Consider the following 18,239-nt stretch of genomic DNA (forward strand, 5'->3'; position numbering starts at 1 on the left):
CATCAGCGATCAGCGCACAGGGGGTGCGTATTGAATGCCGCCGTTGTTCCACAGCGCGTTCAGGCCACGGTCGATTTCCAGCGGGGTGCTCTTGCCCAGGTTGCGCTCGAACACTTCGCCGTAGTTACCGACTTGCTTGACGATCTGTACGACCCAGTCTTTCTTCACTTTCAGGTCTTTGCCGTATTCGCCGTCAGCACCGAGCAGACGTGCAACGTCCGGGTTCTTGGTGGACTTGGCTTCAGCTTCAACGTTTTTCGAGGTGATACCGGCCTCTTCAGCGTTGAGCATGGCGTAGCCTACCCAGCGCACGATAGCCAGCCACTCGTCGTCGCCATTACGCACGACCGGGCCCAGGGGTTCCTTGGAAATGGTTTCCGGCAGAACCACGTAGTCCTTCGGCGAGGCCAGCTTGCTGCGCTGGGCGAACAGTTGGGACTTGTCGGAGGTCAACACGTCGCAACGACCGGATTCCAGCGACTTGGCGCTTTCGTCGGAGGTGTCGAAGGTGATCGGGGTGTATTTCAGACCGTTGCCACGGAAGTAGTCGGAAACGTTCAGCTCGGTGGTGGTACCGGCCTGGATGCAGATGGTTGCACCGTCCAGTTCCTTGGCGCTTTTGACGCCCAGCTTGTTGTTTACCAGGAAGCCGATGCCGTCGTAGTAGGTAATGAAGCCCGGGAATTTCAGGCCCATGCCTGCGTCACGGGAGCTGGTCATGGTGGTGTTGCGCGAAAGGATGTCGACTTCGCCGGACTGAAGCGCGGTGAAACGCTCCTTGGCGTTCAACTGGCTGAACTTGACCTTGGTCGCGTCGCCGAACACAGCAGCGGCTACAGCGCGGCAAACGTCAGCGTCGATCCCGAGGATCTTGCCACTGGCATCCGGTACCGAGAAACCCGGCAAGCCGTCACTCACACCGCATTGCACAAAGCCTTTCTTCTGCACGGCGTCCAGAGTGGCGCCAGCTTGGGCGAAACCACTGACACCCAGTACAGCGGCCGCGGAAACGATGGCCAGGGTGGATTTCAATACCTTCATTCAAACCTCCAAATACGCTCTTGTTGTGTCGAAGCTCCGAACCTCAGCGCACCCTTATGAGGCGATATCGACCCGTGTTGGTTTTTTTTAGGGCCGAGCGGCATGAGGCTGTCGCGGTAATTCCAGCTGCTTTCCTACAAGCGGCACTCACTGATAGTGTTACCGTCACAAGAAAGTTCTGACATCGACCTACACGTAGCAAGGCGCGTACCAGAGTCGCGGCTGAGTCGTTTCAGCCCATGGTCAATAGAAAAAGATTCAGCCTTGCGACATTCTCTTAACAGATCAACCTCTAGCGCACCGTTCCGTCGCACTTAATCGGAGCGCACGCACATTTATGGAGCAGACATGACCGAGCCCTTGATTCTTCAGCCCGCCAAGCCCGCAGACGCCTGCGTAATCTGGTTGCATGGCCTGGGTGCCGATCGCTACGACTTCTTGCCGGTGGCTGAAGCGTTGCAGGAAGAATTGCAGACCACCCGCTTTGTATTGCCCCAGGCGCCGACCCGTGCGGTGACTATTAATGGCGGCTACGAGATGCCGAGCTGGTACGACATCAAGGCCATGAGCCCGGCGCGTTCCATCAGTCTGGAAGAGCTGGAAGTATCGGCAAAAATGCTCACGGATTTGATCGAGGCCCAGAAGAGAACCGGAATAGACGCTTCGCGAATTTTTCTTGCGGGTTTTTCCCAGGGCGGCGCCGTGGTCTTCCACACTGCGTTTATGAATTGGGAAGGCCCGCTGGGTGGCGTCATCGCCCTCTCCACTTACGCGCCTACCTTTGGTGATGAGCTGGAATTGTCGGCCAGCCAGCAGCGCATTCCGGCCCTGTGCCTGCACGGCCAGTACGACGACGTGGTACAGAACGCCATGGGCCGTACGGCGTACGAGCACCTGAAGAGCCGTGGTGTCACCGTGACATGGCAGGAATACCCAATGGGTCACGAAGTGTTACCTGAAGAGATACGCGATATCGGCACTTGGCTGGCCGAGCGCCTGCGCTGAACTCCGCGTTTATGTAGCCGTATGACAGACGCACTACGCCGCGCCCGATTCTTGCATTACACTGGCCGGCGTACATTCCTTAACCAATTAATGAGATCACCGTGCTCAAAGCACTCAAGAAGATGTTCGGCAAAAGCGAGGCTGAGCCGCTCGCGCCTGTTCCCAGTGCTCCTGTCCCCTCCTCCGGCAGCCGCAATGACGGCCAACAGCCCGGCCGGACCGCACCTGTCGCGCAGCCGAAGACGCCGCCGGTGACACCGCTCGAACAGGCGACACCTCAGGCTGAAGCCGCGCCAGCCCCGAAGCCGCGCCGGGAACGTGCGCCCAAACCGGTCGTCATTCCCTGGAAACTCGAAGACTTCGTCGTCGAGCCCCAGGAAGGTAAAACCCGCTTCCACGATTTCAAACTGGCTCCGGAACTGATGCACGCCATCCAGGACCTGGGCTTCCCTTACTGCACGCCGATCCAGGCGCAGGTGCTTGGCTTCACCCTTGCCGGCAAAGACGCCATCGGCCGTGCCCAGACCGGCACCGGCAAGACCGCCGCGTTCCTGATCTCGATCATCACCCAGCTGCTACAAACACCGCCGCCGAAAGAGCGCTACATGGGTGAACCGCGCGCGCTGATCATCGCCCCGACCCGGGAGCTGGTGGTACAGATCGCCAAGGACGCCGCCGACCTGACCAAGTACACCGGCCTCAACGTGATGACCTTCGTCGGTGGCATGGACTTCGATAAACAGCTCAAGCATCTCGAAGCCCGCCACTGCGACATCCTGGTCGCCACCCCTGGCCGCCTGCTGGACTTCAACCAGCGCGGCGACGTGCACCTGGACATGGTCGAAGTGATGGTGCTGGACGAAGCCGACCGCATGCTCGACATGGGTTTCATCCCGCAAGTGCGCCAGATCATTCGCCAGACCCCGCCGAAAAACGAGCGCCAGACCCTGCTGTTCTCCGCGACCTTCACCGAAGACGTGATGAACCTCGCCAAGCAGTGGACCACCGACCCGTCCATCGTCGAAATCGAAGCGCTGAACGTCGCCAGCGAAAACGTCGAACAGCACATCTACGCTGTGGCCGGTGCCGACAAGTACAAGCTGCTCTACAACCTGATCAACGACAACGGTTGGGAGCGCGTCATGGTGTTCGCCAACCGCAAGGACGAAGTACGCCGTATCGAAGAGCGCCTGGTGCGCGACGGCGTCAACGCCGCGCAACTGTCGGGCGATGTGCCACAACACAAGCGCATCAAGACCCTGGAAGGTTTCCGCGAAGGCAAGATCCGCGTGCTGGTGGCCACTGACGTCGCCGGGCGCGGGATTCATATCGACGGCATCAGCCACGTGATCAACTTCACCCTGCCGGAAGTGCCGGACGACTACGTGCACCGGATTGGCCGTACCGGCCGTGCGGGTGCTGCGGGTGTGTCGATCAGCTTTGCGGGAGAAGATGACTCGTATCAGTTGCCATCGATCGAGACCTTGCTGGGCCGCAAGATCAGCTGCGAGACACCGCCGACGCACTTGCTGCGTGCCGTGGAGCGCAAGCGCCCCTAAGGCTTGGAATGCAGTAAAAATGTGGGAGGGGGCTTGCCCCCTCCCACATTTGATTTGAGGTGATTTTAAGAGAGGTGTTCGGCGGGCTATTTCCAGCGATCCGCGGCAGCGTGGTCGCTGTCCCGCCCTTCCACCCAGCGCGCCCCTTCGGGGGTGTTCTCTTTCTTCCAGAACGGCGCCCGGGTCTTCAAGTAATCCATCACAAACGCACACGCATCAAACGCCGCCTGGCGATGGGCACTGGCGGCCGCGACAAACACAATCGGCTCACCCGGCTCCAACGCGCCAACGCGGTGCAGCACTTCGAGCTTGAGCAACGGCCAGCGTTGCTCGGCTTCCACGACGATCTTGGCCAAGGCCTTTTCGGTCATGCCGGGGTAATGCTCCAGGAACATCCCCGACACATCGCGGCCGTCATTGAAGTCGCGCACATAACCAACAAAGCTCACCACCGCGCCCACGCCCACGTTGGCCGCGTGCATGGCGTTGACTTCGGCACCGGGATCAAACGCCTGGACCTGCACACGGATGGCCATGCTCAGCCTCCGGTCACGGGCGGGAAAAACGCGACTTCATCGCCTGCTTGCACCGGTTCGTCGAGGCTGCACAACTCCTCGTTGCGGGCGCACATCAGGCTCGTCTCGTTGAGGACTGCGAACTCGGGGTCACCGGCCAGCGCCAGGCGCACGGCATCAACGGTGGCAAACTCACCTTCCATCTCCAGCGAATCGAAGCCCACCGCTTCGGCATAGCGCGCAAAAAACAGTACGTTAATGCTCATACTTGATCCGCCTTGAAATGCCCGCTCTTGCCGCCCAGTTTTTCCAGCAGGCGAATACTTTCGATGGTCATGCCGCGATCCACGGCCTTGCACATGTCGTAGATCGTCAGTGCAGCGACACTGGCAGCGGTCAGTGCTTCCATCTCTACGCCGGTCTGCCCGGACAGTTTGCAGCGCGCCACGATATGCACGGCGTCCACACCATCGGCGCTCAGTTCAACCTTGACGCCGGTAAGCATCAACGGATGACACAGCGGGATCAGATCACTGGTTTTCTTGGCAGCCTGGATCCCGGCAATGCGGGCCACGGCAAACACGTCGCCCTTGGGGTGGGCGCCGTCGACAATCATTTGCAGGGTGCCTGGCAACATGCGCACCCGCGCTTCAGCCACCGCCTCACGGAACGTCACGGACTTGTCGGTGACGTCGACCATATGGGCGCGACCTTGGGAATCGAGATGAGTCAGCACAGCGATACTCCTGATCAGGAGCCGCGAGTGTAAACCATGTGGGAGGGAGCAAGCGCCCTCCCACAGTGACCGCGTTTACAGATGGGATTCGGCGTATTCGGCCAGAATCGAGCGAGGCACCCCTTGCAGCGCAATGTGCACGCCGTTGGGGAAGTCTTTGAAGCGTTCCGTCAGGTAGGTCAGCCCGGAGCTGGTCGCGGACAGGTAAGGGGTGTCGATCTGCGCCAGGTTGCCCAGGCACACCACTTTTGAACCGGCGCCGGCACGGGTGATGATGGTCTTCATCTGGTGCGGCGTGAGGTTCTGGCATTCATCAATCAAAATCAGGCTTTGCTGGAAGCTGCGACCTCGGATGTAGTTGAGGGATTTGAACTGCAACGGCACTTTGCTGAGGATGTAGTCGACGCTGCCATGGGTGTTTTCGTCATCCATGTGCAAGGCTTCGAGGTTGTCGGTGATCGCCCCCAACCACGGCTCCATTTTTTCCGCTTCGGTGCCGGGCAGGAAACCGATTTCCTGGTCCAGGCCCTGCACGCTGCGGGTCGCGATGATGCGGCGATAGCGTTTGGTCACCATGGTCTGCTCGATAGCAGCGGCCAGGGCGAGGATGGTTTTACCGGAACCCGCGGCGCCGGTCAGATTGACCAGGTGGATGTCCGGGTCGAGTAGCGCGTACAGCGCCAGGCTCTGGTAGATGTCACGCGGTTTCAGGCCCCAGGCTTCCTGGTGTAGCAGGGGTTCCTGATGCAGGTCGAGGATCAGCAGCTTGTCGACCTGAATCTCCTTGATCCAGCCTACAAAACCCTGTTCGTCGATGATGAATTCATTGATGTGCACGGCCGGCAGGTTGTCGATCAGTTGCACCTGATGCCAGGTGCGGCCGTGGTCCTGACGGGTTTCGACCTTGCTCACGAGGTCCCAGAACGAGCCGGTCACCGTGTGATAACCCCGGGACAGCATTGAAACGTCATCGACCAGTTGGTCGGTGCTGTAGTCCTCGGCCGCAATCCCGCACGCTCGGGCCTTGAGGCGCATATTGATGTCTTTGGTCACCAGCACCAGGCGCAGGTCCTTGTCGCGCGCGTGCAGGTCGATCAATTGGTTGATGATTTTGTTGTCGTTGAGGTTTTCCGGCAGCAGGCTGTTGGGCTCGCTGCGCTTGCTCATCAGGATCGACAGCAAGCCCTTGGGCCCGCTTTTGCCACGCTGGATCGGCACGCCGACTTCAACATCCTCGGGTGAGGCTTCGCCCAGGGTCTTGTCGATCAGGCGGATGGCCTGGCGGCATTCGGCGGCAACGCTGTGGTGCCCACTTTTGAGCTTGTCGAGTTCCTCAAGCACAATCATCGGGATGGCGACGTGGTGTTCTTCGAAGTTAAGCAGTGCGTTTGGATCGTGGATCAGTACGTTGGTATCAAGCACATAAAGGATTGGCTGGTCGGAAGAAGGGGTGCGTCCATGATCATCCATACTCGGTCACCTTTGTGGGAGCCAGTCGACGCAATACCACGACAGTGCTGCGCCTCGATTGACCGCCGAACACACCGCAAAAGGAGTCTTGGAAGACGCCACCTGTGGTGCAGGTTTCGGCGATCTGACTTCGTAATACCGCAAAACCCATGACAGAAAAAAGCACTTTGACGCTTTTTTGAAGTTTATTTTTCAGGATGACGAATAGCACTAGCCGAGTGCCATGCACCCCGTTAAAGTCGGAAGTCCGCCTGCCTCGAAACGTCGCACAAAATCACCCCCATTTCGCCTTAAACCCAACAGGGGCAGGCACTTCATATTTTTAACGAAAGGCTTCCCGGCAGTCCTGCCAACCCAAGCCACTCTGCGCCGTTGCCTGTAGCAACAGAGGCAATGCCACCCGCGCCTTGTCCTGGGTATCGTGGAATACAATCACCCCTTTGCGCCACAGCAGCATCAGCGTGAGCACGCGCTGCATCGACTCATCGGCCTTGAGCTTGCCCGGCTCGTCCTGGGAATCGATGTCCCACAATGCCACCTGCAAGCCCTGCTGCTGGAAAAAACCCTGGCTGTCCGCACGACGCTGTCCATAGGGCGGGCGGAACAGCGGCACATAGTTTTCCGGCATCAGGTTCTGCACCAGCGCGGCACTGCGGGTGATGGAGCTTTGCCAGTCGACCCAATGGCTATGGGACCGGTACTGCCAGCCTTGGGTGCCGACGCACTGGCCCTGGTACAACGCCTCCACCTCAGCGGCGGAACTGCGCTCTACGCGGGTTTGCAGGCTGCTGCCGAGGGCAAAGAAGGTGGCGTTCATCTTCTGCTTGCGCAGGTAGTCGGCGAGCCAGTCGGTATTGCCACTGACCGGCGCCGGGCCGCCGTCGAAGGTCAGCAGGAACAGACGGTCGTTGAACTCGTCGCCGTTACGTTCATGGTCGCCGAACCGCGCAACTTCGCTGCTGATCTGCGGGAACAACGCGGCTTTGCGCAGCAGTTCGTCCAGGTAGCGTTCGTGGAAGGTATGGCTGGGGGCGGACCAGCCTATATAGAAGGAGTCTTCGCTGACTTCGAACTTGCCGGCCTGTTCGCGCAGGTCGTCCATGTTTTCCACCAGGTAGCAGAACGAGGCATCCACCTCGCAGCTCTGTTGGGCGACGGTGTAGTTTTCCAGCAAGCGTTGCCAGAGCTGGCGGCGCAGGTCGTCGATGACGGCCTGGTTGATGATCTTCAGGCCCAGGCGCTGTTTGAGCGCTGCGTCGCCCAAGGACTCACTGGCGAGCAGGCTGCGGGCGAACATCAGGATTTCGGCGCGCGAGGCGACGTCGAACAGCGCAGGGCTGCTGAGTTTTTCGGGCCAGGTGCCACGGTCCAGGCTGGCGACGTCCGTCGGCGCCGCATGGGCGTTCAGGCTTAACAGGCACGCGGCCAATAACAGTGCTATTCGCACACAGGGTCTCCCTCTCCAGAGTCGTCGGCCACTATAGCGGATCGCGCCTATCGGCATCATAGGTGGAGTCAAACCGCCCCAGCCCCTAGAATCCCCCCACGATTACAGGAGACGACTTCATGCTGACGGTGATTTCCCCCGCCAAGACCCTCGATTTCGAGTCAAAACCGGCGACCCCACGCTTCACCCAGCCGCAATACCTCGACCACTCCCAGGAGCTGATCGAACAATTGCGCGAGCTGAGCCCGGCGCAAATCAGTGAGCTGATGCACGTTTCCGACAAAATCGGCGGCCTCAACGCCGCACGTTTCGGCAGCTGGACGCCGGCCTTCACTCCGGAAAACGCCAAGCAGGCGCTGCTGGCGTTCAAGGGCGACGTATATACCGGCCTCAATGCCGAGACGTTCAGCGATGCCGACTTCAGCTACGCCCAAGACCATCTGCGCATGCTCTCGGGCCTCTACGGCCTGCTGCGCCCGCTGGACCTGATGATGCCGTACCGCCTGGAGATGGGCACCAAACTGGCCAACGCCCGTGGCAAGGACCTGTACGCATTCTGGGGCACGCGCATCAGCGAATGGCTCAACGAAGCCCTGGCCGAGCAAGGCGATGATGTACTGCTCAACCTGGCATCCAACGAATACTTCTCGGCGGTCAAGCGCACGGCCCTGAAGGCACGGATCATCAATACCGAGTTCAGGGACTTCAAGAACGGCCACTACAAAATCATCAGTTTCTACGCGAAAAAAGCCCGGGGCATGATGAGCCGCTTCGTGATTGAGGAGCGCATCAACGATCCGGCCAAGCTCAAGCAGTTCGATGTGCAGGGCTATCGCTTCAATGCGGAGCAGTCCAAACCGGACAACCTGGTGTTTTTGCGCGATCACGCACCGGAATAAGGCCTCGCAGCCTTCTTTCAGACAATGAGATCCAAATGTGGGAGGGGGCGTGCCCCCGATGGCGGTGTGTCAGCCAGAGATAACTTGGCTGATCCGCTGCAATCGGGGGCAAGCCCCCTCCCACATTTTTGTCCGCATTTCCCACCATGAATCGTCAAATTTATGGCGTCAAAAAAAATCCAGACACATCCCTAACATTTATTTCACTCGACATTTCCGATTTTTTTTCGTAGTGGCACCACTTTTTTTAAACACTAGTGGCACAAAACTATCCCACCGCGCCAACTCCCTGTAACTACTGGCTCAAATAGCAAGTGCTATCAATATAGTACCAGTGCCATCTCGGTTAATATTTCAAGAAATTTCCACGCTCGGGATAGGCGGTCTGGAACTTCGTCCAAAAGCACGGCTCATACCACCGGTAACGAAATTCTCTGATTCTGTAAGAGATGACTTACATGGCGACCAACGGAAGTAGCGAAGTTGTCACATTGAACTTTGACTCATTGGTCATATTGCCAACCGATTAATCAAGAGCGGCGACAAGGATGATTTGCTTCTCCCTGTAAGGCCAGGGCCAAACCTCCCCTAATGGTCAGTGAGTCAACCCAAGGCATTGATATTTAAAGGTTTGCAGCCTCTATCAAAGCCCTGCGGCACTGGCGCCAGGCCCTTCTCCCAGGAAGGCCGGCTGCATTTGAGGGCAGGTCCCAACAACAAGGCCACGTTGCGCACAACTTGAGTGCACTAGTTAGCCACTCACTATTTAACATGCCTGTACGCGGTAAGTCGGCGTCTATTCGCCCAACTTTCGTGGCATCAGTGACGCTTGCAAACATGAACTCCGGCCATTAATTGGCATGTTTAACACAGTCTTGAATGACAAAGAGGTAAATGCGATGCGCATCAGCATATTTGGTCTAGGTTACGTTGGCGCAGTGTGTGCCGGTTGCCTGTCTGCCCGTGGCCACGAAGTGGTCGGCGTAGACATCTCCAAGGATAAGATCGACCTTATCAACGCTGGCAAATCGCCAATCGTTGAACCGGGTCTGGGCGAGCTGTTGAGCCAGGGTATCGAAACCGGTCGACTGCGCGGCACCACCAACTTCGCCGAAGCCATCCGCGATACCGACCTGTCGATGATTTGCGTCGGCACGCCGAGCAAGAAAAACGGCGACCTGGAACTCGACTACATCGAAGCCGTGTGCCGCGAAATCGGTTTTGTCCTGCGTGACAAAGCCACCCGCCACACCGTAGTGGTGCGCAGCACCGTGCTGCCGGGCACCGTGGCCAACGTGGTCATCCCGATTCTCGAAGACTGCTCCGGCAAGAAAGCCGGCGTCGACTTCGGTGTCGCGGTCAACCCGGAATTCCTGCGTGAATCCACCGCCATCGCCGACTACGACCTGCCACCGATGACCGTCATCGGCGAGTTCGACAAAGCCTCCGGCGATGTCCTGCAGTCGCTGTACGAAGAACTCGACGCGCCGATCATCCGCAAGGACATCGCCGTTGCCGAGATGATCAAGTACACCTGCAACGTGTGGCACGCCACCAAGGTGACCTTCGCCAACGAGATCGGCAACATCGCCAAGGCCGTCGGCGTCGATGGTCGTGAAGTGATGGAAGTAGTCTGCCAGGACAAGACCCTCAACCTGTCCCAGTACTACATGCGCCCAGGCTTCGCGTTCGGCGGCTCGTGCCTGCCAAAAGACGTGCGTGCCCTGACCTACCGCGCCAGCTCCCTGGACGTGGAAGCGCCGTTGCTCAACTCGCTGATGCGCAGCAACGAGTCCCAGGTGCAGAACGCCTTCGACATCGTTTCCAGCCACGACAAGCGCAAAGTCGCCCTGCTGGGCCTGAGCTTCAAGGCCGGCACCGACGACCTGCGTGAAAGCCCGCTGGTAGAACTCGCGGAAATGCTGATCGGCAAGGGCTACGACCTGAGCATCTACGACAGCAACGTCGAGTACGCCCGTGTCCACGGTGCGAACAAGGACTACATCGAAGGCAAGATCCCGCACGTGTCGTCCCTGCTCAACTCGGACTTCGACGACGTGATCAACAACTCCGACGTGATCATCCTGGGCAACCGTGACGAGAAATTCCGCGCCCTGGCGCAGAACGCACCGCACGGCAAGCAAGTGATCGACCTGGTGGGCTTCATGTCCAAGGCGACCTGCACGACCGGTCGCACCGAAGGCATTTGCTGGTAACAGCAACGGCAAGTTCCGCGCTGCACCTGTCCTGATCCCCAGCAGGTGCAGCCGGAGCCTTCTTCACCTTCGGATGACGCTTATGTCCAAGTTAAAACACGTACTGCTCCAATCCGCCGGCTGGCTGTTCTTTCTGAGCCTGCTGATGGGTCTCGCCTTGCTGTTGCCGGCGAGTACGTTCGACTCCGAGTCGAAGAATTTTATTTTCCTGATTGGCGCCGTCGGTATCTGGCGCTACTCGATGGGTGCTACGCATTTCTTTCGCGGCATGCTGTTTTTGTACGTGGTCTACCCGCACCTGCGCCGTAAAGTGCGCAAGCTGGGCAAGGCCGCCGACCCATCCCATGTGTTCCTGATGGTTACCAGTTTCCGGATCGATGCGCTGACCACCGCGCAGGTCTACAGCTCGGTGATCCGCGAGGCCATCGAATGCGGCTTCCCCACCACCGTGGTCTGCTCCCTGGTGGAAATGTCCGATGAGCTGCTGGTCAAGAGCCTCTGGGAAAAGATGAACCCGCCGGACCACGTCAAGCTCGACTTCGTGCGCATCGCCGGCACCGGCAAGCGTGACGGCCTGGCCTTCGGTTTCCGCGCTATCTCCCGCCACCTGCCGGACGACCGCGCCGTCGTGGCGGTGATCGATGGCGACACCGTGCTCGCCGAAGGCGTAGTACGCAAGACGGTGCCGTGGTTCCAGCTGTTCGGCAATGTCGGCGGCCTGACCACCAACGAGTTCTGTGAAGTGCGCGGCGGCTACATCATGAGCGAGTGGCACAAACTGCGCTTCGCCCAGCGCCACATCAACATGTGCTCCATGGCCCTGTCCAAGCGCGTGCTGACCATGACCGGGCGCATGTCGGTGTTCCGTGCCAGCGTCGTGACCGACCCGGGCTTTATCGCCGACGTGGAAAGTGACTCGCTGCAACACTGGCGCCTGGGCCGCTTCAAGTTTCTCACCGGCGACGACAAGTCCAGCTGGTTCAGTCTGATGCGCCTGGGCTACGACACCTTCTACGTGCCGGATGCCGCGATCAACACCGTGGAACACCCGCCGGAAAAGAGCTTTATCAAGGCCAGCCGCAAGCTGATGTTCCGCTGGTACGGCAACAACCTGCGCCAGAACTCCCGCGCCCTGGGCCTGGGCGTACGCCGCCTCGGTCTGTTCACCAGCGTGGTGTTGTTCGACCAGCGCGTGTCGATGTGGACCTCCCTGCTCGGCCTGACCGTGGCGATCATCGCCACCTTCAAATACGGCGGCGCGTTCATCCTCGCGTACCTGCTGTGGATCGGCATCACCCGCCTGATCCTCACGCTGCTGCTGTCGTGCTCCGGCCACAAGATCGGCCCGGCTTACCCGGCGATTCTCTATTACAACCAGATCATGGGCGCGCTGGTGAAGATCTACGTGTTCTTCCGCCTTGATCAACAGTCCTGGACCCGCCAGGACACCAAACTGACCCGCGATTTGGCCAGCTTTCAACGTTGGTTCAACACCTGGTCGTCTCGGACCATGACCTTCTCCGCCGGCAGCATCTTCGTCGCCGTTTTGCTGATGATGGTCTGAACCTGCCAAGCCTGAATTAACTTAGGAATACACCTGATGAATAGCCAAGCAAACGTCAACGTTGTCCACGAATCCGAAGCCCAGCGCCAACACGCACGGGTCAAAATCCCGGCCAAACTGCGCTTTTTCGGCAATGACGGCAAACCCACCGAAGCGCGGGTGATCGACCTCTCCGCCGGCGGCCTGGCATTCACTGCGACCCAACCGCTGAACGTTGGCGAAGTGCACAAGGGCCGCCTGCAGTTCGTGATTGATAACCTCGGCCTGGCGATGGACGTCGAGTTGCAGATTCGCTCCTACGACCGCCAGAGCGGCCGCACTGGTTGCCAGTTCCAGAACCTGGAGCCACAGGATATCTCGACCCTGCGCCACCTGATCACGTCGCACTTGTCCGGCGACATCGTGTCCATGGGCGACGTGCTGGCGACCCTGCAACGCGACAACTTCACCAAGGCACGCAAGGTCAAGGACAGCGGCAGCGGCATGACCGCGTTCGGTCGCCTGCGCGCCGTGGTGTTCAGCGCCGGTATCTTCATCGTTGGTCTGGCGGCGTTCGGGTTTGTCTTCAAGTCGGTGTACGGCATGTACTTCGTCAGCCACGCCCAGGCCGGCCTGGTGAGCGTGCCCGGCATGAACGTGACCATGCCGCGCGACGGCACCGTGCAGAGCCTGCTCAAAGGTGACGCGATTGCCGCCAAAGGCGCGCCACTGGCGACCTTCAGCACCAGCATGCTGGATGTGCTCAAGGGCCACTTGGACGAAGACCAACTGCAACCGGCCAAGGTCGAAGAGCTGTTCGGCAAGCAAATGACCGGCACCCTGACTTCGCCGTGTGATTGTGTGGTCGCCCAGCAAATGGTCGCCGACGGTCAGTACGCCAGCAAAGGCGATGTGATCTTCCAACTGGTGCCACGCGGCGCCCCGGCCAATGTGGAAGCACGCTTCACTTATCGCCAGTTCGGCGACGTGCGCCCAGGCACGCCAGTGAGCTTCCAGGTCGCCGACGAAGACCAGGTGCGCACCGGCACCATCGTCAGCAGCACCAGCCTGAACAGCGCCGACCTGTCCTCCGACATCCGCGTCCAGATCAAGCCTGATGCCCCGCTGGACAGCGCCTTCGCCGGCCGCCCGGTGGAAGTCACCAGCGACCGTGGCCCATCGCTGAACTGGCTGATCGATAAAGCCATGGCGCACGGTCTGTAAGCGAGGACATGCCTGTGAACCCTATCTCAATAACAACACCGACCCATGTGGGCGCCGGGCTTGCCCGCGATGCAGGCGACTCGGTACATCAGTTGCACCGCGCCGATACCATCGCAGGCAAGCCAGCTCCCACACAAAGCAGATCGCACTTCGCCTCGGCCTATTGCGCGCTGGCCCTTGCGGTCAGCCTCGCCGGTTGCGCCGGCCTGCCCGACCAACGCCTGGCCAATGAAGCGCTCAAGCGTGGCGACACGGCCACCGCGCAGCAGAATTACCAGCAACTGGCAGACCTGGGTTACAGCGAGGCCCAAGTGGGCCTGGCCGATATCCAGGTAGGCACCCGCGATCCGGCGCAAATCAAACAGGCCGAAGCCACTTACCGTGCCGCGGCGGACACCTCGCCGCGCGCCCAGGCGCGCCTCGGCCGCCTGCTGGTGGCCAAGCCTGGCGCCACCGAAGCCGAGCACCATGAAGCCGAAGGCCTGCTGAAAAAAGCCTTTGCCAATGGTGAAGGCAACACCCTGATTCCGCTGGCGATGCTGTACCTGCAATACCCGCACAGCTTCCCGAATGTGAACGCCCAGCAGCAGATCAGTAAATGGCAGGCCGCCGGTTATCCGGAAGCCGGCCTGGCCCAAGTGCTGCTGTATCGCACCCAGGACACCTACGACCAGCACCTCGATGATGTGGAGCGCATCTGCAAAGCCGCGCTGAACACCACCGACATCTGCTACGTCGAACTGGCCACGGTTTATCAGAAGCAAGCCGCGCCGGAAAAACAGGCCGAGTTGCTCAAGCAGATGGAAGCCGGCTACAGCCGTGGCACCGTCACCGCCCAGCGTGTCGACAGCGTCGCTCGTGTGCTGGGCGATGCCACCCTCGGCACGCCGGACGAAAAAACCGCCCAGGCCCTGCTGGAAAAAATCGCCCCTGGCTACCCGGCATCCTGGGTCAGCCTGGCGCAGCTGCTCTACGACTTCCCGGAACTGGGCGACGTCGACCAGATGATGAAGTACCTGGACAACGGCCGCGCCGCCGACCAGCCGCGCGCCGAATTGCTCCTGGGCAAGCTCTACTACGAAGGCAAGTGGGTCCCGGCAGATGCCAAGGCCGCCGAAGCGCATTTCGAAAAAGCCGTGGGCCGTGAAGTGGCCGCCGATTACTACCTCGGCCAGATCTACCGCCGTGGCTACCTGGGCAAGGTCTACCCGCAAAGAGCCCTGGACCACCTGCTGACCGCTGCGCGCAACGGCCAGAACAGCGCCGACTTCGCCATCGCCCAACTGTTTTCCCAAGGCAAGGGCACCAAGCCCGACCCATTGAACGCCTATGTCTTCAGCCAATTGGCCAAAGCCCAGGACACCCCGGAAGCCGTTGAGCTGGCCACCCAGCTCGAAGCGCCCCTGACGCCGGAACAACGCGCCCAAGGCCAACGCCTGGTGCAACAGGAACTGGCCACTCGCGGCACCCTGGCCCAGAGCTCGTTGCAACTGCACGCCCTGGATGAAGAAGAAGACGGCGAGGAATCCCTATGAAGCTCAACCCATTCGTCAAGGCCGGCATTGGCCTGACCTTTGCCCTGCTGTGGTCGTGCCCGACCCTGGCCGCGCTGACCGAAGCCAAGAACTTCGGCCTGGAAGTGAAAATCACCGGCCAGTCCGAAGATGACCGCGACCTGGGCACGCAAAAAGGCGGCGACGTCAACGGCGTCGGTATCGACCTGCGCCCGTGGATCTACGGCGAAAGCGGCAACTGGAGCGCTTATGCGATGGGCCAGGCGGTTGCCTCCAGCGACATCATCGAGACCGACACCCTGCAACAGTCGGCCGATGACGAAAACCAGCAAACCACCAACAACGATCGCAAGACCAAGAAAAACTACTTGGCGATGCGCGAGTTCTGGGTCGGCTACAGCGGCTTCACGCCCTACCCTGGCGAGATCCTCAAGCTCGGCCGCCAACGCCTGCGCAATGACGACGGCCAATGGCGCGACACCAACATCGAAGCGCTGAACTGGACCTTCGACACCACCTTGCTCAAAGCCAACGTGGGCGTCGCCGAACGCTTCAGCGAATACCGCACCGACCTCAAGGAACTGGCGCCCGTCGACAAGGACCGCCAGCACCTCTACGCCGACGCCGCCTACCAGTGGACGCCCGGCCAATGGATCGGCCTGCGTGGTCACCACACCCATGACAACGGCAAGCTCGACTACCCGGAACCCGGCCAGCCGACCGACTCGTTGGACAAACGCGAGAACGGCGACCTGACCTGGCTCGGCATCGAAGCCAACAGCGACGCCTATAACTGGCGCAACACCAACACCGTCAACTACTGGGCAAGCATCACGGGCATGCGCGGTGATCGCGACAAGGTCAACGCGCTCAAGTCTGACGGCACCCGTCCCGACCAGGCCAAGAACAGCGACGACCTGAGTGGTTGGGCCACCGATATCGGCGTGCGTCTGCGCCTCGACCCGCAATGGCAAGTGGGTGCGGCCTACGCCCGCGCCAGCGCCGACTACGAGCAGAACGGCCTGCAAAGCAACCGTTCGAACTGGACTGGCACCCAGTCCCGCGTGCACCGCTTCGGCGAAGCGTTTCGCGGCGAGATGAACAACATGCAGTCCATGAGCCTGTTCGGTTCCTGGCAGCTGCGCGAGGACTACGACGCCAGCCTGGTCTACCACAAGTTCTGGCGCGTGGACGGCAACAAGCCGGTGAGCAGCAACGGCATCGCCGCGCTGGATAACACCACCGACGCCGCCGGTGACATTATCGCCAGCACCTCCCTGCCACTGGCCGACGGCAAGAAAGATCTGGGTCAGGAGATGGACCTGGTCGTCACCAAGTACTTCAAGAAAGGCCTGCTGCCGGCCGCGCTCAGCCAGTCGGTTGACGAACCCTCGGCCCTGGTGCGTTTCCGTGCCGGCGTGTTCAAACCGGGCGACGCCTATGGCAGCAATGTCGACTCCTACATGCACCGCGCCTTTGTCGACGTGGTCTGGAAATTCTGATGGGAGCCTGCGCCATGAATCCTCAAAGCCTGCTCGTCGCGGCCATGCTGCTGGCCAGCGCCTCGGCCCTGGCAGACACGCCGGCCAAGGCGCCGACCATCGCCAAGGAACTGCAACAGGCCAAGACCTACACCATTTCCAGCCCGCCCACCGCGCCGCTGGAAATGGCCAAGCCGGCCCTGCCGGACCTGTCGGGCTACACCGCCGCCGCGATGGAAAAGAAGATCGTGCGCAGCAAGCCCGGCAAAATCAGCATCCGCCGCATGATGCAGGAAGACGCCCTCAAGGACTTTATCGGCGGCGACAACAAGATGGCCGAATGGGTGGTGCGCCAGCACGGCATTCCCCAGGCGATTTTTGTCGACGACGGCTACATGAACCTCAAGGACTTGCTGGGCAAAGTGCCCAAGCAGTACTTCAGCGAAACCTCGCCGGGCGTATTCCTGGCCAAGTTGCCGATCGTGGTCGGGCGCAAGGGCATCCTGGACATCGACAACAAGACCCAGGAGCTGCGCCTGTCCCAGCAGGCCGGTTCGTTCCTGATCAACGACGGCCAGCTGTTTGTGCGTGACACCAAAGTCACCGGCTGGGACGAGAAGGCCAACGGCCCGGCGCTGTTCAAGTCGCCCAAGGAGTTCCGCCCGTTCCTGCTGGCCTGGGGCGGCACCGAGACCTACATCTCCAAGACCAAGATGGCCAGCTTCGGCTACGCCAACAGTAAGTCGTACGGGGTGAGTATTTCCCAGTACACGCCGAACATGGCCAAGGTGCTCAAGCGCGCGGAACCGACCGGCTGGATCATCGATTCCGAGTTCTCGGACATGTGGTACGGCTTCTATTGCTACGAGACCACGGGCTTTGTGATCAAGGGCAATACCTACAAAGACAACATCGTCTACGGCATTGACCCCCACGACCGTTCCCACGGCCTGATCATCGCGGACAACACCGTCTACGGCACCAAGAAGAAGCACGGCATCATCATTTCCCGGGAAGTGAACGACAGCTTCATCTTCAATAACCGCAGCTACGACAACAAGCTCTCGGGCCTGGTACTGGACCGTAACAGCGTGAACAACGTGGTGGCTGACAACGAGTTCTACCGCAACCACACCGACGGCATCACGCTCTATGAGAGCGGCGATAACCTGCTGTGGGGCAACAAGGTGATCAGCAACCGTCGCCACGGCATTCGGGTGCGCAACAGCGTGAACATCAAGCTGTACGAAAACACCTCGATGGCCAACGGCCTGACCGGCGTCTACGGCCACATCAAGGATTTGACCGACACCGACCGCGACATCGCCCTCGACCCGTTCGACGCCAAGGTCTCGCTGATCGTGGTCGGCGGTGAGCTGGCCGGTAACGGCAGCGGGCCGCTGTCCATCGACTCGCCGCTGAGCATCGAGCTGTACCGCGTGTCGATGCTGGCGCCGACCAAATCCAGCGGCATCAGCTTCTCCGGCGTTCTTGGCGAGCGCCAGGAAGAAATTCTCGACCTGCTGGTGCGCCAGCAGAAAGCCGTGCTGATCGACCCTGTCGAACGCCAGACCGAAATGCAGGACTGA

15 protein-coding genes are annotated in these 18,239 nt (G+C 60.3%); 9 read left to right on the forward strand and 6 right to left on the reverse strand.

The window, feature by feature from the left end:
- Positions 1-9: 9 nt before the first annotated feature.
- Positions 10-1,041 carry an amino acid ABC transporter substrate-binding protein gene (locus EJD88_RS12845; RefSeq protein ID WP_017526224.1) on the reverse strand — a complete coding sequence of 344 codons (1,032 nt, stop codon included), beginning with the start codon at positions 1,039-1,041 and terminating at the stop codon, positions 10-12.
- Between the two features lie 348 nt (positions 1,042-1,389).
- On the opposite strand from EJD88_RS12845, the gene EJD88_RS12850 reads away from it, so the two are divergent.
- Positions 1,390-2,046: an alpha/beta hydrolase gene (locus tag EJD88_RS12850; RefSeq protein WP_158878127.1), complete on the forward strand. Its 657-nt coding sequence runs from the start codon at positions 1,390-1,392 to the stop codon at positions 2,044-2,046.
- A 95-nt stretch (positions 2,047-2,141) separates the two neighbouring features.
- On the forward strand, positions 2,142-3,605 hold the full coding sequence (rhlB, locus tag EJD88_RS12855; RefSeq protein ID WP_178121990.1) for an ATP-dependent RNA helicase RhlB: 1,464 nt from the start codon (positions 2,142-2,144) through the stop codon (positions 3,603-3,605).
- An 86-nt stretch (positions 3,606-3,691) separates the two neighbouring features.
- Here the strand turns inward: rhlB and moaE are convergent, their stop codons facing one another.
- The 5 genes from moaE to EJD88_RS12880 all read right to left on the reverse strand — a co-directional run bounded on the left by moaE (position 3,692) and on the right by EJD88_RS12880 (position 7,773).
- On the reverse strand, positions 3,692-4,141 hold the full coding sequence (gene moaE, locus EJD88_RS12860; protein ID WP_158878129.1) for a molybdopterin synthase catalytic subunit MoaE: 450 nt from the start codon (positions 4,139-4,141) through the stop codon (positions 3,692-3,694).
- Between the two features lie 2 nt (positions 4,142-4,143).
- On the reverse strand, positions 4,144-4,386 hold the full coding sequence (moaD, locus tag EJD88_RS12865) for a molybdopterin converting factor subunit 1 (RefSeq protein WP_099584953.1): 243 nt from the start codon (positions 4,384-4,386) through the stop codon (positions 4,144-4,146).
- Complete coding sequence (gene moaC / locus EJD88_RS12870) at positions 4,383-4,856, reverse strand: cyclic pyranopterin monophosphate synthase MoaC (protein WP_099584952.1); 474 nt, start codon at positions 4,854-4,856, stop codon at positions 4,383-4,385. The genes moaD and moaC overlap by 4 nt, the downstream gene beginning before the upstream one ends.
- A 75-nt stretch (positions 4,857-4,931) precedes the next feature.
- Positions 4,932-6,326 carry a PhoH family protein gene (locus EJD88_RS12875; RefSeq protein ID WP_032886372.1) on the reverse strand — a complete coding sequence of 465 codons (1,395 nt, stop codon included), beginning with the start codon at positions 6,324-6,326 and terminating at the stop codon, positions 4,932-4,934.
- Between the two features lie 322 nt (positions 6,327-6,648).
- Positions 6,649-7,773 (reverse strand): polysaccharide deacetylase family protein, encoded by a 1,125-nt coding sequence (locus EJD88_RS12880; RefSeq protein WP_158878130.1) that lies wholly within the window; start codon positions 7,771-7,773, stop codon positions 6,649-6,651.
- A 119-nt stretch (positions 7,774-7,892) separates the two neighbouring features.
- Here EJD88_RS12880 and yaaA point away from each other — a divergent pair, with 119 nt between their 5' ends.
- From yaaA to algG, 7 genes are all read left to right on the forward strand, one after another.
- A complete protein-coding gene (gene yaaA, locus EJD88_RS12885) occupies positions 7,893-8,672 on the forward strand; it encodes a peroxide stress protein YaaA (RefSeq protein WP_158878131.1) in 780 nt (259 codons plus the stop codon).
- A gap of 899 nt (positions 8,673-9,571) precedes the next feature.
- Entirely contained in the window at positions 9,572-10,888 is a 1,317-nt protein-coding gene (locus tag EJD88_RS12890) for a nucleotide sugar dehydrogenase (protein ID WP_099584949.1), read from the forward strand.
- Positions 10,889-10,970: 82 nt separating this feature from the next.
- The gene (gene alg8, locus EJD88_RS12895; protein WP_160385045.1) at positions 10,971-12,452 is read left to right on the forward strand and encodes a mannuronan synthase; all 1,482 of its coding nucleotides are present in this window, start codon (positions 10,971-10,973) and stop codon (positions 12,450-12,452) included.
- A 36-nt stretch (positions 12,453-12,488) separates the two neighbouring features.
- The gene (locus tag EJD88_RS12900) at positions 12,489-13,655 is read left to right on the forward strand and encodes an alginate biosynthesis protein Alg44 (protein WP_112193564.1); all 1,167 of its coding nucleotides are present in this window, start codon (positions 12,489-12,491) and stop codon (positions 13,653-13,655) included.
- Positions 13,656-13,663: 8 nt separating this feature from the next.
- Positions 13,664-15,190, forward strand: coding sequence for an alginate biosynthesis TPR repeat lipoprotein AlgK (gene algK, locus EJD88_RS12905; RefSeq protein WP_256673689.1), 1,527 nt, complete (start codon positions 13,664-13,666; stop codon positions 15,188-15,190).
- Positions 15,187-16,671 (forward strand): alginate export family protein, encoded by a 1,485-nt coding sequence (locus EJD88_RS12910; RefSeq protein WP_099584946.1) that lies wholly within the window; start codon positions 15,187-15,189, stop codon positions 16,669-16,671. The genes algK and EJD88_RS12910 overlap by 4 nt, the downstream gene beginning before the upstream one ends.
- Positions 16,671-18,239, forward strand: a complete 1,569-nt coding sequence (gene algG / locus EJD88_RS12915; RefSeq protein WP_099584945.1) for a mannuronan 5-epimerase AlgG — start codon at positions 16,671-16,673, stop codon at positions 18,237-18,239. The genes EJD88_RS12910 and algG overlap by 1 nt, the downstream gene beginning before the upstream one ends.

The organism is Pseudomonas sp. PB105, from assembly GCF_009764655.1.
GTDB classification, from domain to species: Bacteria; Pseudomonadota; Gammaproteobacteria; order Pseudomonadales; family Pseudomonadaceae; genus Aquipseudomonas; species Aquipseudomonas cyclaminis.